The following is a 17,720-nucleotide window of genomic DNA, read 5'->3' as shown; positions in this document are numbered from 1 at the left end:
AGTGCTCTTTGGTAGGTGCTAGGTGGCTGCAGTAGTTACTCCTACGCTTGACGCGGGGTTTACCGCGCGTGATTTTCGGCTCAAAGCCACAGACGGGGGCTATTATGGCCTGGATAACTTCCGTGGTAGCAGTGCCCTTCTGGTAATGTTTATATGCAATCACTGTCCCTACGTGAAGGCCTTGATAAAACACCTCGTGCGCGAGGTGAAGTTGCTGATGGCGGATTGTGGCGTGGGAGCAGTCGCTATAATGCCTAATGATACGGACGCATACCCGGAGGATTCTTACGACAAAATGGCGGCGTTGGCGCAAAGCCTCGCCTTTCCATTCCCGTACGTTATAGACGAAGGTCAGTCCGTTGCAAAGAGCTACGGTGCGGTTTGCACGCCTGACTTTTTTTGTTTCAATAGGGAGCTGCAGTTGTGCTACAGGGGCAGGTTTGATGACCCTAACAAGGACTGGGGGCTTTGCCCCGATGATAGGAGTGAGCTTTTCGAGGCGGTGCGGTTTGTAGCGGAAACTGGCAAAGTACCGGGTGACCAGGTACCTAGTATCGGTTGCTCAATAAAATGGCGCTCCGGTTGAGTATGGTTGCGATATGAGTCACGCCAGCTACCTGTTGGATGTTATCTTGTTGCTCTCTGCGGCCGTGGTTGTGGTTGTGGTGTTCGGCAAGCTGCGCATCAGTCCGGTACTGGGGTACTTTGTCGCCGGTGCTGCAATCGGACCGCATGGGCTGCAGCTTGTGGAGTCATCCGCAATAATAAGCAGCTTGGGTGAGTTCGGCGTAGTTTTCTTGTTGTTTCTCATCGGTATTGAGCTAACGTTTGAAAGGCTTGCGGCCATGAGGCTGCATGTATTTGGGTTCGGTACGATGCAGGTTATCGTTACTGCAACCCTTATCTGGTGCGTTGCCAGAGCCCTTGGTGTGGATTATGAGAGCTCCGTAGTCATAGGTGGAGCCCTGGCGTTGTCCTCCACTGCAATTGTGCTGCAGGTGCTGCAAGAAAAGGGGCAGCAGTCAACCCAGATAGGCCGGCTGTCCGTTGCTATCTTGCTGCTGCAAGACTTCGCAGTTGTGCCCCTTATAGTGTTACTTCCGCTTCTGGCTGGGGAGTCCAATAGCTTGGTGATGTCGCTAATGCATGCGCTGCTCAAGGCCGTGGCGGCACTTGCGCTGATTTTTATATCAGGAAGGCTACTATTGCGCCCGCTGTTCGGTACCATAGCAACGATGAAAAGCAACGAGGCGTTCATTGCGACCACGCTTTTGGTGGTGTTAGGAGCCGCGTTTGTTACAGAAAATTTCAATCTTTCCATGGCACTCGGGGCGTTCGTGTCTGGGCTCCTCGTTGCAGAAACTGAGTACAGATACGATGTAGAGCAGGTGGTACTGCCGTTCAAAAAACTGCTCATGGGGCTGTTCTTCATGGTGGTGGGAATGTCTATAGATGGTGGGCTGTTAATCAGTAAACTGCCCATCATCCTTGCGCTATCTATCGCACTTATCTTGCTAAAAGCAATTGTAGTTTGCGCGTTGTGCAGGTTTTTCAGATTCCAGCTCGCTGTGGGTGTGCATGCTGGGTTGCTACTGTGCCAGGGAGGAGAGTTCGCCTTCATCTTGTTTGGTCTGGCGGCGGAAAAGGGCGTTATGTCACACGGCTTGGCGCAGATACTCATGATGACGACAACAGTCACCATGGCGTTTACACCTCTGCTGGCGGCGTTGGGGCATTGGATAGCCGGGTTGCTCACTAAGAATAAGATTGCTTTCTCGTCACAAGAGTTGGTGCTTGATACTAGAGACCTTGATCAACACGTGATTGTTGTCGGGTTCGGCAGGGTGGGCCGGATAGTTGCAAAAGTGCTCACTGCAGAACATGTGAACTACATTGCGTCCGATATTCAACCAGTTGTGGTCACTGAGGGGAGGAAAGAGGGATTCCCCGTGTATTTGGGTGATCTAACAAGGCTTGAGACCTTGACATCTATGGGAATTGCGCGTGCCAAGGCAGTGATTATTGCAATCAACAACAGTGTGACGACCAAAAAAATAATATCCCTGGTAGCAAACAACTTCCGTGACACGATAGTGGCGGTACGCATACCTGATTTGACGAACGCGGAAGCCTACAGAAAGCTCGGTGCCCACTATTTGATTCCGGAAACGTATGAAACTGGCTTGCAACTGGGTGGTGTGGCGTTGAGCATCAGCGGGTTCAGCACAGATGCGATTGCATCGTTGCAAGATGCCCTCAGGGCGGAGGATTACGGACACATAGAAGAATAGTATGGAGAGCGAGTTCAGTAAAACGCGCCGGCTTTGTCCATAATTCTGGTGGCACGTACACAATATGCAAGCAACGCCACTACCAGAAATTTGAGCAGCCGTTCGCGTCACTACGTACGCGACTCATGAATGGGTACGTGCGGTATTGCAATACCAAGTCCTTTGAGATATGCTAACCTTTGTCTTTTTTGTGGGTGTGCGCGTGGAAGTTCAAGGTATGTCTGATGTGCGCCTGGATGACCCAGTGTCGCTGGCCTGCAGGCTCATGTCTTACCCTAGTGTTACGCCGGATAGAAGCGGTGCCATACCGTTCCTGGCAGAGCTGTTGTCGGATTTAGGGTTCAGGTGCGAAATTCTGTCCTTCGGAAATGGCGATGTAGAGGTGAAAAACCTATACGCGCAATACGGAAACGGCCATCCCAATCTGTGTTTCGCTGGCCACACTGATGTGGTGCCGCCTGGGGGCACCTGGCGTACTGATCCATTCTCCCCGCAGGTGAAAGACGGTATGCTATACGGCCGTGGTGCATCCGACATGAAGGCTGCGATTTGCGCGTACATTTCTGCGGTTGCCCGGCTGGATTCGGTGCCTGGGTGCCTTAGCTTTCTTATTACAGGTGATGAGGAGGGGCGCTGGCGGGAGTATGGAACCAAATCTGTTTTAGATTGGATGACAAAGAACGGGATTTGCCCGGACTACTGCGTGTTGGGAGAGCCCAGTAGCCGTAAGCGTTTGGGAGATTGCATATCCATAGGGCGCAGGGGTTCCTTAAATTTTGAGCTGTCGTGTCGTGGCGTACAGGGGCATGTCGCATATCCGGAGCTGGCGCATAACCCCATAGACGATGTGCTTTGTATCTTGCGTAAGATCAAAGACACCACCCTGGATAGTGGTACCGACCACTTTCCTCCCTCGCATTGCGAGATAACAAGTATTGACGTTGGCAATGATGTGGAGAATTTAATCCCGTCGTCCGCCACTGCGGCGTTTAACATAAGGTTTAATGACCTCCATACCGCGGAATCTCTATACCGGGACATGGACGCAATATGCGCCTCAGTGACAAGCAACTACACGCTCTCCCATAGGTGCTTTGGCGGTGCATCTATCAGTCAACCCTCTTGCTACACAGCAACTTTGTGTGAGGTTGTAAAGGAGGTAACCGGGCTGGATGCAAGGCTGATTACGGATGGAGGGACGTCCGATGCATGCATCATTAGTAGCTTTTGCCCAGTAGCCGAGCTCGGCTTGCCCAGCGGTACTGCCCACAAAGTAGATGAATGCGTGTCAGTTGCAGATGTGCTAACACTTGCGGAGATATATCACAGGTTCATTAACAGGTTTTTTGCTGTTGCTCAGAGCCGTAGTTAGCAAGATTTGCGATGCGCTGTTCCCCGACATATGCGCGAATTGTCGCACAATAATCCCGCGCGGGAAGGTTGTGTGTGACGCCTGCACGCGGGCAATTAGGTTCCTATGGGAGGACTTCTGCGTTGTGTGCGGGGCCGTGGCACAGCGACATACCAATACATGTGCTGGGTGCGCAGCTAGGCCCACGCATATATCGGCCATCAACTCCGTGTTTGTGTACGACGAATGCAGTAAAAACATGGTGCTACGGCTCAAATTTGGTGACGACCTGTTCCATGTTAGAGCATACGCGCGTTGGATGTGCGAAAGGGGCAAAGCGGTGCTGGAAGGTGCGGATATTTTAGTGCCGGTGCCTATGCATAGGGTACGTTTAATGCACAGAAAATACAACCAGGCGGCCCTGCTGGCCCAGGCTGTAGGCAAGTTGCGCAAGATTCCTACGGAAGTTCTATTACTCAAAAAGTCAAAAGATACTCCGCCTCAGCACGGTTTGGCTGCAACTGCTAGAAGGAAAAATGTTTGTGCGTCCTTCACGGTTGCCGACACGGATAAGGTGCGCGGGAAGGTCATAGTACTGATAGACGACGTAATAACCACAGGGGCCACCATTGCGGCATGTGCGAGCGCGCTTGCAGATACAGGTGCACGTGAGATCCGTGCTGTGACGCTTTGCCGGACCCTACTATAACCTATAGCCAACCTACAACCGCACGCACACTTACATGACACCAATGCTGCTGGCTGCGGAAGGTTGCGGGGGACGGACTCGAACCATCGACCTGCAGGTTATGAGCCTGCCGAGCTAACCAACTGCTCCACCCCGCGTAAGGCACATGTGACACATGCGTGGGCCCCTTGTACCAAATTCTAAAGGTCTTAGCAACTGAGAAATAAAAATTTCTCAGCACCCGTACCAGCGGGCAGGGCTACCAGTACCTGAAATCCGCCCCAGAGCGGCGTTGCCTTGTCAATGGCGAGCGCGGGCAGTAAATGCTTTCGGGGGGAGCATTGGGTACAGAATTGGAGGAGCCAGGGTTGAAGTAGGGATAGGACATGAGAGGTTTGTGATTAAGGGGGGAGATGACACAGCATTCCTACTAGGTAGGGAACTAGCATTGGATACAGCAAGGGGTCAGTTACTATCCAGTGCATTGGGTAGGATGTCCATGGGTGATGTACGTAGATTAAAGAAGGAAGTAGTAGGTAGTATAGGAAGAGGAACAGCTAGTCCTGTAAGGGCAATGTTTAGTAGAGAGATCTCAGATGGAGATACATTACTTGCTGGGGAGATGGTAGGAGTTGATGAAGGACTAGTTATACAAGAACTGAGCAGACCAGAAGAATTAGAAAAGCTACAACATGAACTAGCAAAGCAAGTAAGTAAATTAGCTGAACTTGGAGAACTTAAGTGGCTAGAAGAACTTGAAAAGCTGGAGACTGAGGAGCTGGGGGAGCTGTTGAGACTGAAAGCGAGAAAAGCCTCAGAGGGGCTTAGGACGCTGTTAGAACAGAAAAAGGCTGAAGAGATAGAGAGGGAACTAAAGAGTGCGCTGGGATTAGAAAAACTGGAAAAGTTGGCGGAGCTGGAGTTGGTCAAGCAGCGGCTTGAGTCGATGAAGGAGCTGGAGAGGGAGCTGGAAGCGAAAAAGTCGCAGCTGGAGAAGGATGGGCTGAGAGTGGAGCTGGAGGCGCTGGTGCGGCTGGAGGCGGATGTGGCACAACTGCGAGAGTTGGAGAAGCTGAAGGGGCTGAAGGAGGAGATAAAGGAGGTGAAGAAGGCCGAGAAAAAGCTGGAGGAAAAGAAGTCAGAGCTGGAGCAGGCAGTAGGAAAGTTGAAACTGGAAGACTTGGACAGGCTAGAAGAGATAAAGCTGGCGGAGGTGAAGGGGAAGCTGGGAAAGCTAGAAGCTAAGAAGTTGGAGGAGGTGCAGGAGAAGGTAACGTCGTTAGGGTCAAAAGAACTAGAGGGAAAGGGGCTGACACGGGAAGAGATAAGAGCACTGAGAGAGCTAGGGAAGCTAGAGGGGAAAAAGCTGGCGGAGCTGGAGAAGCTGAAGGTGAATACACCCGGACTTAAGGAACTGGGGAAAAAGCTAGGAGAAACAGTAAAAGAACTAGCAGCGATCAGGGAGCTGAAGGAAGGGCCAGAGCTGGAGCAGATGCTCAAGGAGATAAGACTGGATCTGGAGGAGCAGCTGAGGATGCTAGCTGAGGTTAAGGATCTCAAGGCATTGGCTGAAAAGCAGAAGGATGAAGCGCTAGATGTTCAAGAGATATTACAGCTTACGACCAGAACTGTGGCATTAGAGAGGAATCTGGTAGCAAAGGTAAGTAAGCTAGATAGAAAGAGTCTGGAAAGTCAGAAGAAGGTACTGGAGCAGGAAAAGCTTAAGCTGATTAAGGAGCTGGCTGAGAAGCGAAAAGCCAAAGGGCTCTTTGGAGCAGTACTAGACCTGGGACTGGTGGCGCTGGGTGTAGGAGAAACAAAGGACTGGGAGTTAGTGATACTGGAGAAAAAACTAGCCAAGATCAACGCACTCCTAGAGGGTGGAGATATAGCAAAACTGGGAAGACAGATAAAGAGGATCAGGGGACTAGAGGATCTAGCTGTTAGTAAGAAGCTTAAAGCAGCATTAGCTAGTGCGATGGAGATAGCTAAGAACAGGGGTTGGACTGATTATTTAAACAGTCTAGATGTAAGTGAGAGAGCTAATGCTGCAAGGGAATTAATTGCTGCTGAGAAGATTAGAAAATGGGCTAGGGATATTAATAACTTGGATGCTGATGAACGGGCAATGGTCGCTGGGGCCCTAACCCTTTTCCTAACCCCTTCTACAACAGTGTGACTCACCACTCTTCCTCGCAACATCGCTCACACCTAATCTTCCAACTCTACTGGGCACCACCTAGGTCTCCCAGCCTCTATAGGTTTGGGGCGCACCCTAATTACCTGTGTGGCACCTCTACCATCTATAGACTCGTATTCCCAGCTCCGACACCTCAGCCCAACTTACCACCAACACAGCTCTCTGCACCATCACTACCTAGCAGCCACTTGGCTTGATGTGGTAGTACTCCCCCTATAATTGGCACAGTCAAAGCTCGCATCCTCCACATAACTGATTCCCAGTGGCAGTACCTTCATGACTGCGCCGAAGTGCGTAAGAAGCAGGCGTAGGTGATGGCAAGAGCTGAGGGTGCGGAGGTAGTGGCGCCAGGGTCGAGTAATTAGGTGTGTGAATGCAGAGAACTTTAACTGCACTAAGTATACTAGGAAGGTGTAGTGGTGGTACCACGCACTCCAGCTGTGGTGGCAATGCCAAGCATTGAGCATTACAGAAGTAGACCCTATAGCCCTGACCTCTATCACCTCCGCACCTTCAACAGCTCTAGCAAAAGCCCCAGCAACTATGGCCTTGTCCTCCTTACTCAGGCTATTAATGTTATTCGCCATCCCCTGCAAGCTGATGGTGCCGGTACTAGTACTACTGGTAGCAGTGTCCATAGTAGATAACTGCGCTGCTGCATCCTCAGTGAACACCGCACTAATCTTGGTGGTGGCAGTGCTATCGGTGGTACCACATTTGTTGCCACTGCTGCCAGTGCTACCAGTACCCTTGCACACATTCTGGCTCACCTTATCACCATTAGTAGCATTCTCTACTGCATTACCCCACTTCTTGGCTTCACCCTTAGTCATCTTACCTAAAGCAGTGGCAAGACGGTCTACCTGACCCCTTGCTGTATCATATGCTAACTCCTTTCCTAATAAGAATACTGAAGCTGTATCCTCATTAGACTTCTTACCTCCCTTAATCACAAACCTCTCATGTCCTATCCCTACTTCAACCCTGGCTCCTACCTCTCTTCCACTTCTGTAGCAGTGCCTGTTCCTATGCTAGGTGTTGTCAGTGCAACACCAAGGAAGCTGGTAGTGCGAGTAGTACACAGAGGTAGGGATCTGGGAAGGTGGTGTGGACCTTTAACTGTACTTTAGGAACAACATTAGGTGGTTATAGATGGTAGATATGCCACAGTGGGATGAACATAGGGACACCCAACTGTTTGCAGTATCAACATGAGCCTGAGAAGTCGTAGGGGTATGCTGTGTAGATGACTAGTTGATATGGGAATGAGTTGTGAGTGGTGCTGGTGCAGAGGGTAGGTATGTCGGTAATGCCAGGAACCCAACTGTGTAGAGTGCTGGTTGATGTGCACCACTATTCCCGCCACATGTGTTACTAGTGCAACCCGAAGGATGCCAGTACCTCTTTTGTTCTACCTAACGGACTCGCATCATCAACCGCACGATGGGCAGGGGCGTTGATAGTACCAAGAGCTTTGAATGAAGGAGGTGGAAATGCTGTGTAGTTGGTTGGGTAACTAGTTGATATGGAAAGCAGTGAGTCTTCACATGGAGTATCCTCCACGGTGTACCTGCTGGTGCTACTAGTCCTGCTACTAGTACTACTGGTACTGAAGCTGATGATACAGCGACTGTTGTTATATGTAATGTTATACGGTTTGTGCAGAAGCTGGGACTACCCATCATGACTGGAGTGATACTAGGTTCTAGCATTATGGCTATCTTTGGTAAGCTTGCATGGCCTGCTATTGTAATGTTGGTTGTATTTACAGCTATATTCTTTGGTGCTGCTAAGGCTCCTGCTCAGGCTGGCAAGGATGGATTGGTAGCAACCCTTGCAGTTGCTGCGTGTTGTGGGGCCAGAAGGTTTTGGTGGCGCGGATGTGCTGTGTTTGGTCGCGCGGTGAGTGGCTTGCGACAAGTCTGTGCAAAATTCCTTTGTATACGGCGAGTATTGTTATATGCTTGACTCTCGCTTTTCGTGGCCAGGGTTTTGAGAGGAGTTGGGTTATGAGTCATGGGGATACTATAAGGGTAGATGCGTCTGTGCGCGCAAAGTGTGGCACAGGAAGTGCGCGCGCTCTCAGGGCAGCGGGGTTGATACCCGCAGTGGTGTACGGAAAGAATCGCGACGCTGTTAACATCTCCCTGTCGCACGCAGATTTTTTGAAGAAGTGTCGCACGCTCCCTATATTCTCGCAGCTCATAAAACTCTGCATAGACGGGAAAGAGGAGTTCGCCCTCACTAAGGAGATCCAGAAGCACCCGGTAAGTGGCGCCGTGTCACACGTGGATTTCCAGTTTGTAGATCGAGGCGCAGAAATCAAGGTAGAAGTTCCCTTGGTGTTCTTAAATGAACAAAAATGCGCCGGGGTTAAGCTTGGCGGGGCGCTTAACATTTTGCATCGCTCCCTGCTAATCCGCTGCGCTCCCGATGCAATCCCGCAAAGCTTAGAGGTGGACTTGCTAGATCTGGCTATCGGGCACTCTATACATGTGAGTGACCTGGCGCTGCCTGAAACAATGCAAGTTGCGATGAAGGAGGAGAATCCCGTAGTTGCATCAGTCTCCGCTACGGCTGCGGTGGAGGAAGCGAAAGAAGACGGGGCTCCGGAGGAGTCTGCACAGGGACAAGGGGCTGCGGAAGCTCAGGAAACAGGCAAGTAGCGCCGTGCTGTTGCTGGTCGGGCTCGGCAATCCTGGCAAGCAGTACGAGTTTACGCGGCACAATGTAGGGTTTGTTGTTGCAGACACTGTGGCGCGAGACTTCGATTTTCCAGAGTTTTCTAGCAAGTATGATGCACTTGTGTCTGTAGGTAACGTCGGCTTGCATAGGGCTATGATCGTAAAACCCGCAACGTTCATGAATAGGTCTGGTGCCGCCGTGCTTAAGGCTGCTAGCATGCACAAGATACCAGCCGAACAGATAACAGTGTTTCATGACGATGCAGATCTCCAGCATGGCGTTGTGAAGGTCAAACAAGGAGGGGGCAATGCCGGGCATAATGGCCTCCGCTCCATCGACGCCGCAATTGGTTGTCAATATTGGAGAGTTAGGTTAGGTGTAGGCAGACCAGATGCAGGTAGCTTATCTGGGCACGTGCTGTCTGACTTCCATGACTTTGACTCGGTGCAGCAGCTGGCGCACAAAATCTCCGCCAACCTCACAGAGCTACTGGATGGCAATGTAAACGGGTTCATATCCAAAATACGCTGTGACCACGCGCAGTGATACCAGCACACTTCCCCCGGTATTTGGCCCCATGTCCCCACCGCAAGTAGGCACACATCGCGCAGAGTAAGCCAGCATGGCAGGGCGAGAATTGCGAGATTAGTGCTAGAGTGATATTCGCTGCGGTGGTAAGATGTTACACTGAGTGATTTGGTGCAGAATCGTATGCCACTGGCAAGCGTACACGAAGAATGCGGGATTTTTGCAATCCAGAACCACAGCGACGCGGCTAAGAAGTGCCTCATGGGCCTTCATGCGCTGCAGCACCGCGGTCAGGAGTCATTTGGCATTGTTACATCGTCTAACAATGGGGAGTTCGCTGTGTATCACAGCAGTGAACACGTGAGTAGCATATTCGAAAAGCCGGAGGCACACTCGTTACGGGGCAATCTGTCAGTCGGGCATGTAAGATATTCCACCAGCGGCAGTAAACCGGGAGCGCAGCCAATAGTGGTAGACTGCAAGTTCGGCAAATTGGCGATCGCACACAACGGGAACCTAACTAACGCCGATAGCCTGCGTAGGCAGTTAGTCGACAAGGGGTGCGTGTTTTTGTCAGACATCGATACGGAGGTCATTGCCCACTTAATAGCAACAAGCCCGTCTGATTCTTTTATCGATTGCGTCATCTCCGCCGTGAAAGAGGTTAAGGGCGCGTATTCTCTGGTCATGATGACAAACAACACCCTAGTCGGGGTGAGAGACGCTGCCGGTATACGGCCGTTGGTGCTTGGCATCGTGGATGGGGCATATGTCATGGCATCAGAAACTTGCGCACTTGATATAGTAAAGGCAGAGTTTGTCAGAGATATACAACCCGGAGAACTGGTGGTAATCAGCCAGTCAAATGAGTTGACCAGTACGTATCCGTTTCCGCCATTGAAGCGCAGTTTCTGCATTTTTGAGTATATATATTTTGCCAGGCCGGATAGTGTCGTGGACAACATACCAGTTTATGAGGCACGTAAAAATATCGGGGCAGAGCTTGCAGTAGAAAGCCCTCCTCCCGACAATGTAGATATGGTGGTGCCCGTACCAGATTCTGGTATCCCAGCAGCTATGGGGTACGCGGCAAAGTCTGGCGTGCCTTTTGAGTTTGGGATAGTAAGGAATCACTATGTGGGGCGCACTTTCATCCAGCCAACCGATGGCGGGCGGCGCATGGGGGTTGAGCTGAAGCACAACGCGAACTCCTCAGTTTTGCGCGGGAAAAACATAGTTCTGGTTGACGACAGCATAGTGCGTGGCACCACCCTGCGAGAAGTAATAGAGCTGCTTAGAAGGGCTGGAACAAAAGCCATACACCTCCGGATTTCTAGCCCGCCAACACTGCACTCATGCTTTTATGGTATCGATACGCCGGAGCGGTCCAAGTTGGTGGCAAACAGGCTCTCTCTACAAGAACTGAACACGATGCTGCAGTGCGATAGCATAGCATTTATCAGCATAGATGGTCTGTACAAAGCAGTGTGCGGGTCCCCCCGCAACAACTCCTCTCCACAATATTGTGACGCATGCTTCACCGGCATGTACCCGGTAGGCGAAATGGAACAGCACTGAACGCACAGTCCGCCGCTGCATTAAGGTACAACAACATCGAGAAGTGCCTGCCATGTATGGTCAAGCCACCGTACGGTGCGACCCGCCTTGCACCCAGTTACTCCATTATCCGATTCTCAACCAAGGCGCGCCGCGTGCTTAGGCGCAAGAGTCCCCCCCGCGTTTTTTGTATATTTCTAGGCAACCTGGCATAATATCCTCGATGGACTGGGCCATCACCCGCACGTCACTACCAGCAGTGCTGTCAGCAACAATGCTATATTTCAGTAGCGCTAGCTGGTCGGTAGTCAATATGGGTTCACCATCCCCAGTTAGAGGCTTGAGCAAAAAGGATACTAGTCGCAACTCGCAGAGCGCAGCAACTGCCCTCGCAAGCACCGTGGGTAGCTCCAGCACGGGCTTGTCTCTGGCGGTCGTTTGCAAAATGAATTGCATAAGTTCCCGCATTGAGTAGGTTTTGGGCCCACATACCTCGAGTGTCTTTCCGGTTTCTTGGCCCTCGACTATCGCGGAGGTGAGCTCGGCTACTTCGCCCACATACACAGGCTGTACCATGCTATTACCGCATACAACAGGCAGAAATGGAAGCACCCTGGCAAGTTTTGCAAATTTACTGAAAAAATGGTCCTCATCCCCAAACACCAGGTTGGGTTTTACTATAACCGCATCCTTGCAGACGCTTCTAACGGTATTTTCTCCTTCAAGCTTGCTGGTAGCGTAGAAAGAGCTCGAGGCAACGTCGCTACTCATCGTAGAAAAATGCACAAGCATTTTGCCGTGTTGCCCCGCAAATTTCGCAATGTTGCCGGGCACAGTAACGTGTAGATACCGTAGCACATCCCTACGTGGGCTCATGCTGCCAACAAGGTTTACGATCACGTCACATTCCGCAAGCAGCTTCTCGATCAACAGCGCGTTAGACAGGTCACCAGGTACTATTTGCACTTGCCCTAAGTTGCCGATCAACTTGAGCCGCGCGGCTTTCTCCGGATTACGAGTAAATACGCTTACGGTATATCCTCGTAGGACAAGGCTGCTTACCACATGCCTGCCTATGAACCCGCTACCACCGAACACAACCACTTTTTTCATCACGCCACCGTCACTTTGAGCCTCCACATTATCTACGCTTTCAAAACACCGCGCAATCCAATACAGTAATCACCGCAACTTGCACCGGGTGTAGCATCCTACACCAACACAGCTACATCAGCCACAGCGGCGTTGTGCGTTATACCTTCAGAAGCAATACGCTGGCAACCACAGTTTGTAATATTACATTCCACGTAAAGTAAAAGTATTAGTAATGTACTTCTGGCAAGGAGTATCCAAATATCTCCATTAGCCTGCAGGCCGTCGCCCTGCCCTCAGCGGTTTTGAGCATGCTCCAGGCATCAGAACGCGCATTCAATACAGTCTGGACGTCAAAGGGGTCCGCAAATCTGAATTCCACAGCGCCAGACTGTTTGTACCCGAGAATATCACCACCACCACGCAATAGTAGGTCTTGTTCCGCGATGAAAAAACCATCTTGGGAGCTGCGTAGCACGCTTAGCTTACGGTACGCAATTCTGCCAATGGCCCCATGCAGTAGTATGCAGAAAGACTGCTTGCTGCTGCGGCCTACCCTTCCTCTAAGCTGGTGTAGTTGCGATAAGCCAAACTTTTCTGGGTTTTCAATGACAATTATCGTAGCATCTGGCACATCAATACCTACCTCGATAACCGTGGTTGCCACGAGTATTTTTATGTCCCCGGCATGAAATGCCCTAATTGCTTTGTCCTTGTCAACTTGCGGCAATGCACCGTGCGCTATGCCAACAAGATTGCCAAATATTTCCCTCAAAGCTATAAATCTACCTTCTGCTGAGGTCATTTCAGAGGTTTCGGAATGCACGATACGGGGGCATATCCAATACGCTTTGTGCCCTTCCGATATGGCATTTTGCAGACGATGGCACACCTCATCTATTCTGCCAATTTGTATCATGCTGGTATGCACTGGGCGCCTACCTTGCGGCCGCCCGAAAAGCGTTACCCTATCGATGTTGCCGTACAGAATTTGCTCCAAAGTGCGGGGAATCGGCGTAGCGCTGATGAACAGCACGTCCGTAGACTCCCCCTTTTCTGCCAAGCGCATTCTCTGCACAACACCAAACCTTTGCTGCTCATCTATGACTACAAGTCGCAAATTGCGGAACCGTACTGACTCCTGAAACAGAGCATGCGTCCCAATTAGTATGCATATATCCCCGGCAAGCAGCCTATCTTTGAGCAGCTGTTTGTTTTTTGTGCTACCAGTTAACAACTCAGTGCAAATATTCAAGCCCGATAGTGCATCACTGATCCGCGCATAGTGCTGCTCAGCCAGTATCTCTGTAGGCACCATCAGTGCAACCTGGCCACCACTTTCTACTGCGTTGAGTATGGCAAACAACGCAACTACCGTTTTGCCGCTGCCTACATCACCCTGAAGTAGCATGGTCATCTGCTTTTCGGATGCTTGGTCGCTCGTTATGGCCTCAATTGCAGATTTTTGCCCATCAGTGAGTTCAAATCCTAAATTCCTCTCTACCAATTTGCGGTATACCCCACAGCTTTTGACCGAAACACCCTTGGCTGCACGGCTTTGCTTCGCAAAGTACATGGCTGCGTGGTAGCTTAGCAATTCGTCGTAGGCTAATCTACCTTTGTAAAGATGCACCTCGCGCACGCTGTCCGGGTCGTGCATACCCTCCACGCTTTTTTTCCAGCTGCACCATGAATTCTGCGATAGTACATCTGGTCTGATCCATTCTTGCCAGTCAGGCAACAACGGCACAAAAGCCTTTATGAGTTTGTGCATTGCTTTGGATTGAAAACCCTTGACCACAGAATATAATGGCTCCAGAGTGCAGATTTCTTGCAGTTGATCAAGCTTGGAGGTTACGTAGTCTGGATGCACAATCTGCAGCGCACCACGGTGCGTTTCAAGCTTGCCGCTCACCACGCATTGGTGCCCAACCTTTAGCGTATTGCTCAAGCGCCCCCTTGAATGGTTGAAAAAGATTAGCGATACAGGACCAACTTCGGATTCCAGCAAAATCTTATAGGGCGCGCGATGAGCCCTCCTGCCGGGTGGAGGTGGCATATGCTGCTTGACCAGGGCGGTAAAAGTCACCACACGGCCTACTGAGTCCTCCGCTAACGATTTATTCGTCCTGTCTACGTATCCATAAGGGGCATACAGCAAAATATCTATCAATCTGTGCCCGCCGCATAGCCTTTCCAGTATCTCGCCTTTCTTATTGTCCATGTTCGGCATATCGTATATGCTCGAGAATATCCCGATTCCCGCCCTTTGCGTGGTAGCCTTATCATCTGAGTGTAGACCAATCGCGGGCCTCGGCGTCTTGATCATAGGTCACACATGAACATACTGCTCATAATATCCGGCAGCGTTGCTGCGTACAAGTCGCTAGACGTTGCAAGGGAGCTGAAAAGGAGGAACCATAACTTGTTGTGTGTTCTGAGTAAGTGCGGAGAAAAATTCGTCACTCCTTTATCCGTCACATCGTTAGCCGGGCACCATACCTACACGGAGAGCGATTTCTTCTCTCTGCAGGCGAGTATGAAGCATATTTCGCTATCACGCAACTCCGACCTTATACTTGTCGCGCCGGCAAGTGCTAACATAATGGCAAAGGCCGCGCATGGCATTTGTGATGACCTGCCATCAACAATTCTAACATGCGCGAGGGTGCCAATCGTCATGGCGCCTGCCATGAACACCGCAATGTGGGAAGCGAAACCAACATTGCGTAATCTGGAAATCCTAAAGCGCGATAATGTGCAGATCATAGAGCCGGAGACCGGCATATTGGCGTGCGGGGAAGAGGGCTACGGGAAAATGGCAAGCGTGGAAACCATAATCTCATACGTGGAGAACATGCAAAATAGCGCCGGCAAGCCACTCACGGAGGATTGACATCACCCCTTCCCATAGCCACAAACTCGGACAGATGCGCCCCACTCTCTGTGGTGCAGAGCTTCCCGCCGGGACAAATGGCCTCAATCCGCGCCAGAAACTGCAAGGGTGCAATGCCGTCTACGTCCTTAGCAACCTGTGCGCATTAAACCTGAGCTATTTTCCAATGCAGAATCTCTTGAAGATGTTATCCAAAATATCATCCCCATAAACCGCACCAGTGACTTTACCTATCTCCTTGGTAGCCAGCCTGAGATACTCAGCAACAATCTCAGCGGGCATCTCGTCTGTAATATCGGAAATCACTTTAGCAGCGCTTTGTAGGTGGCCTCTGTGCCTTTGTGATGTTATTAATACGTCCCCGGACTTTGGGAACCCGTCTATTGCCCTCTCCTTGAGCGCTGATAATAGGCTATCTACCCCAAGGTTGGTGTGCACAGATACCAGGTAAAACTGCTTTCCCTCTATAATTCTGGTTTCTCCCTCCTTTGCGCTATCAGCCTTGCTCAGCACATAAATGGTTTTACCATCATCCCCCCCTTCAATTGCCTCATGCACACCCAGGTTGCCTGCTTCGCTGTGGGGAAATAACATTATCCTGATGTCAGCAGTTGCCGCCTCTGATTTTGCACGCATGATGCCTTCACGCTCTACAAAATCTGTGCTTTCACGTATACCTGCGGTATCTACAACTATGAACGGATAGCCACCGATGTCCACGTGCGCTTCAAGCACATCGCGTGTGGTGCCGGGATATTCCGAAACAATCGCCATGTCTCTGCGTGCAAGGTGATTAAACAGCGTAGACTTGCCAACGTTCGGCTTACCGAGAATTGCAACCCTCATGCCATGCCGCAATCTCTCCCCACGGTGGCCGTCATCAAGATGCCGCTCAAGGGAGTTATGCAGCTCTTTTACTCTGTCATGCACACTGCGCAGTATCTGTGGTGAGACATCATCGGGAAAATCGATGTAAGCCTCTAGGTCAGACAGTATATCAACAAGGCTGCTACGCCACTCTTCATACAACCGCTCCAAGAAACCTGAGGATTGGGCAAATGCCTGGCGCAGTTGCGCTTCTGTCTCAGAGTTTACAAGATCAGCAATTCCTTCAGCTCTGGTGAGATCGATTTTACCATTCAAAAACGCCCTGAGTGAGAATTCCCCCGGCTCTGCAATGCGAAACACCGTTTGCAACTCTTCGAAGAGCAACCTTATAACTGCCAGGCTGCCGTGCACTTGCAGCTCCACAACATCTTCACCAGTAAAGCTTCCGGGCCCAGGGAAATACAGTACTACAGCTTGGTCTATCGGCTGCCGCTTTTTGTCATACAGGGTTTTGCAAGTAGCAACTCTGGGACGCACCGGCTCTTTTACACCTAACAGTTGCATAGACTTCAAGGCGTTATGCCCGGATATTCTGATTACCGCAACCCCAGATTTACCCATGGGCGTTGATAAGGCGAAGATCGTGTCTGCGCGTGACACCTAATACACCCCTCTGAGGATCTCGTTGATTGCGGTCCGGCTCCTGGTACGATTACACACCTTTTTCACAATTACAGCGCAATACAGAGATGCACCACCTGATGTGGGAGCGCACCCCGGAACCACTACGGAATAGGGAGGCACTCTACCGAAGGTGACTTCCCCAGTTTCTCTGTCAATAATCTTGGTTGAGGACCCGATATATGTGCCCATTGCGAGTACTGACCCTTCCCCTATTATAACTCCATCTACAACTTCGCTCCTAGCACCGATAAAGCACCCGTTCTCAATAACAGTCGGCCTGTTACCGACTGGTTCTAGCACGCCCCCTATTCCCACGCCACCAGATATGTGGCAATTCTCCCCAATTTGCGCACAGCTGCCTACAGTGGCCCATGTGTCGATCATGGTCCCCGCACCCACATGGGCAGCAACGTTAACAAAACTCGGCATTAATACCACTCCGGCCCCAATGTATGCAGACTTCCTCACATACGCGCCAGGCACCGCTCTAATGCTCGCACTTGCAAACTGTGCGGCATCCCACCCAGCAAACTTTGCGGGGATTTTATCACACCAGCTACACCAATCTGACCCTGGAATGCCCATGAAGTTGATGTCATGCGTACGGAAAAAAGCCAGTACAGCTTTTTGCACCCAGCTATTGACCACCCAATCTCCGGAGGCCGATTTTACGCAGGCCCGGATTTTGCCTATATCCAAAAGTTCCAAAGCCGTCTCGCTCGCTCGGCGCAGCTCGTCCTGCGAGCAATTCTCTGCCTCAAAAACACCTTGTAGATATTCAAAATCAGCCTCAGAGTCCACAGATTCATCCACCTTGACACGCTCACCTAACATACACCCATGCTCCATACAACGGTCTCAAGCCGAGCAGAAGTTTCCAAAATTGCAAGGCGCACACTAGGTTCGGTGTCGGCAAACGG

At 50.9% G+C, this 17,720-nt stretch carries 13 protein-coding genes, 1 tRNA gene and 2 pseudogenes; 10 read left to right on the top strand and 6 right to left on the bottom strand.

Features of this window, described 5'->3' with window-relative positions; all coding sequences use genetic code 11:
- Positions 1-22 precede the first annotated feature (22 nt).
- The 4 genes from AMF_RS10085 (at position 23) to AMF_RS10070 (ending at position 4,351) form a co-directional block, all read left to right on the top strand.
- Positions 23-586, top strand: coding sequence for a thioredoxin family protein (locus AMF_RS10085; RefSeq protein WP_010266681.1), 564 nt, complete (start codon positions 23-25; stop codon positions 584-586).
- A 13-nt stretch (positions 587-599) separates the two neighbouring features.
- Entirely contained in the window at positions 600-2,291 is a 1,692-nt protein-coding gene (locus AMF_RS10080; protein WP_010266675.1) for a cation:proton antiporter domain-containing protein, read from the top strand.
- A gap of 217 nt (positions 2,292-2,508) precedes the next feature.
- Positions 2,509-3,663 (top strand): succinyl-diaminopimelate desuccinylase, encoded by a 1,155-nt coding sequence (gene dapE / locus AMF_RS10075; RefSeq protein WP_181005433.1) that lies wholly within the window; start codon positions 2,509-2,511, stop codon positions 3,661-3,663.
- Entirely contained in the window at positions 3,638-4,351 is a 714-nt protein-coding gene (locus tag AMF_RS10070; RefSeq protein WP_010271122.1) for a ComF family protein, read from the top strand. The genes dapE and AMF_RS10070 overlap by 26 nt, the downstream gene beginning before the upstream one ends.
- Before the next feature lie 63 nt (positions 4,352-4,414).
- Here the strand turns inward: AMF_RS10070 and AMF_RS10065 are convergent.
- A tRNA-Met gene (locus tag AMF_RS10065) sits at positions 4,415-4,488 on the bottom strand.
- Between the two features lie 239 nt (positions 4,489-4,727).
- On the opposite strand from AMF_RS10065, the gene AMF_RS10655 reads away from it, so the two are divergent.
- Positions 4,728-6,509: a coiled-coil domain-containing protein gene (locus AMF_RS10655; protein ID WP_338022821.1), complete on the top strand. Its 1,782-nt coding sequence runs from the start codon at positions 4,728-4,730 to the stop codon at positions 6,507-6,509.
- A 476-nt stretch (positions 6,510-6,985) separates the two neighbouring features.
- On the opposite strand, the pseudogene AMF_RS10055 reads toward AMF_RS10655, so the two are convergent.
- Positions 6,986-7,522 (bottom strand): annotated as a pseudogene (locus AMF_RS10055) (P44/Msp2 family outer membrane protein); the annotation flags it as partial.
- Positions 7,523-8,084: 562 nt separating this feature from the next.
- Between AMF_RS10055 and AMF_RS10050 the strand changes: the two are divergent.
- From AMF_RS10050 to purF, 4 genes and pseudogenes are all read left to right on the top strand, one after another.
- Positions 8,085-8,351: pseudogene (locus AMF_RS10050) on the top strand (TrbC/VirB2 family protein); the annotation flags it as partial.
- A gap of 188 nt (positions 8,352-8,539) precedes the next feature.
- Entirely contained in the window at positions 8,540-9,196 is a 657-nt protein-coding gene (locus AMF_RS10045; protein WP_012659158.1) for a 50S ribosomal protein L25/general stress protein Ctc, read from the top strand.
- Between the two features lie 4 nt (positions 9,197-9,200).
- Positions 9,201-9,761 carry an aminoacyl-tRNA hydrolase gene (gene pth / locus AMF_RS10040; RefSeq protein WP_012659157.1) on the top strand — a complete coding sequence of 187 codons (561 nt, stop codon included), beginning with the start codon at positions 9,201-9,203 and terminating at the stop codon, positions 9,759-9,761.
- 165 nt (positions 9,762-9,926) lie between these two features.
- Entirely contained in the window at positions 9,927-11,321 is a 1,395-nt protein-coding gene (gene purF, locus AMF_RS10035; protein ID WP_037349306.1) for an amidophosphoribosyltransferase, read from the top strand.
- A gap of 138 nt (positions 11,322-11,459) precedes the next feature.
- Here the strand turns inward: purF and AMF_RS10030 are convergent, their stop codons facing one another.
- Both AMF_RS10030 and AMF_RS10025 read right to left on the bottom strand, forming a co-directional pair.
- Complete coding sequence (locus tag AMF_RS10030; RefSeq protein WP_035062537.1) at positions 11,460-12,413, bottom strand: complex I NDUFA9 subunit family protein; 954 nt, start codon at positions 12,411-12,413, stop codon at positions 11,460-11,462.
- Between the two features lie 208 nt (positions 12,414-12,621).
- The gene (locus AMF_RS10025; protein WP_010269054.1) at positions 12,622-14,721 is read right to left on the bottom strand and encodes an ATP-dependent DNA helicase RecG; all 2,100 of its coding nucleotides are present in this window, start codon (positions 14,719-14,721) and stop codon (positions 12,622-12,624) included.
- 9 nt (positions 14,722-14,730) lie between these two features.
- Between AMF_RS10025 and AMF_RS10020 the strand changes: the two genes are divergently transcribed.
- Complete coding sequence (locus AMF_RS10020; RefSeq protein ID WP_010269053.1) at positions 14,731-15,288, top strand: phosphopantothenoylcysteine decarboxylase; 558 nt, start codon at positions 14,731-14,733, stop codon at positions 15,286-15,288.
- A gap of 156 nt (positions 15,289-15,444) precedes the next feature.
- Here the strand turns inward: AMF_RS10020 and mnmE are convergent, their stop codons facing one another.
- A complete protein-coding gene (gene mnmE, locus AMF_RS10015; protein ID WP_010269051.1) occupies positions 15,445-16,776 on the bottom strand; it encodes a tRNA uridine-5-carboxymethylaminomethyl(34) synthesis GTPase MnmE in 1,332 nt (443 codons plus the stop codon).
- Positions 16,777-17,634 (bottom strand): 2,3,4,5-tetrahydropyridine-2,6-dicarboxylate N-succinyltransferase, encoded by an 858-nt coding sequence (locus AMF_RS10010; protein WP_010269047.1) that lies wholly within the window; start codon positions 17,632-17,634, stop codon positions 16,777-16,779.
- Positions 17,635-17,720: the final 86 nt, after the last annotated feature.

The sequence above is a fragment of the Anaplasma marginale str. Florida genome (assembly GCF_000020305.1).
GTDB lineage: Bacteria > Pseudomonadota > Alphaproteobacteria > Rickettsiales > Anaplasmataceae > Anaplasma > Anaplasma marginale.
The sequence above is the reverse complement of the archived record's forward strand: the minus strand, read 5'-3'. Positions and strand labels throughout refer to the sequence as shown.

What these genes read in the sequence shown, in the direction of transcription:
- AMF_RS10080 (WP_010266675.1), top strand. Translation starts at nt 600, where the DNA reads ATGAGTCACGCCAGCTACCTGTTGGATGTTATCTTGTTGCTCTCTGCG.
- dapE (WP_181005433.1), top strand. Translation starts at nt 2,509, where the DNA reads ATGTCTGATGTGCGCCTGGATGACCCAGTGTCGCTGGCCTGCAGGCTC.
- AMF_RS10045 (WP_012659158.1), top strand. Translation starts at nt 8,540, where the DNA reads ATGAGTCATGGGGATACTATAAGGGTAGATGCGTCTGTGCGCGCAAAG.
- purF (WP_037349306.1), top strand. Translation starts at nt 9,927, where the DNA reads ATGCCACTGGCAAGCGTACACGAAGAATGCGGGATTTTTGCAATCCAG.
- AMF_RS10030 (WP_035062537.1), bottom strand. Translation starts at nt 12,413, where the DNA reads ATGAAAAAAGTGGTTGTGTTCGGTGGTAGCGGGTTCATAGGCAGGCAT.
- AMF_RS10025 (WP_010269054.1), bottom strand. Translation starts at nt 14,721, where the DNA reads ATGATCAAGACGCCGAGGCCCGCGATTGGTCTACACTCAGATGATAAG.
- AMF_RS10020 (WP_010269053.1), top strand. Translation starts at nt 14,731, where the DNA reads ATGAACATACTGCTCATAATATCCGGCAGCGTTGCTGCGTACAAGTCG.
- AMF_RS10010 (WP_010269047.1), bottom strand. Translation starts at nt 17,634, where the DNA reads ATGTTAGGTGAGCGTGTCAAGGTGGATGAATCTGTGGACTCTGAGGCT.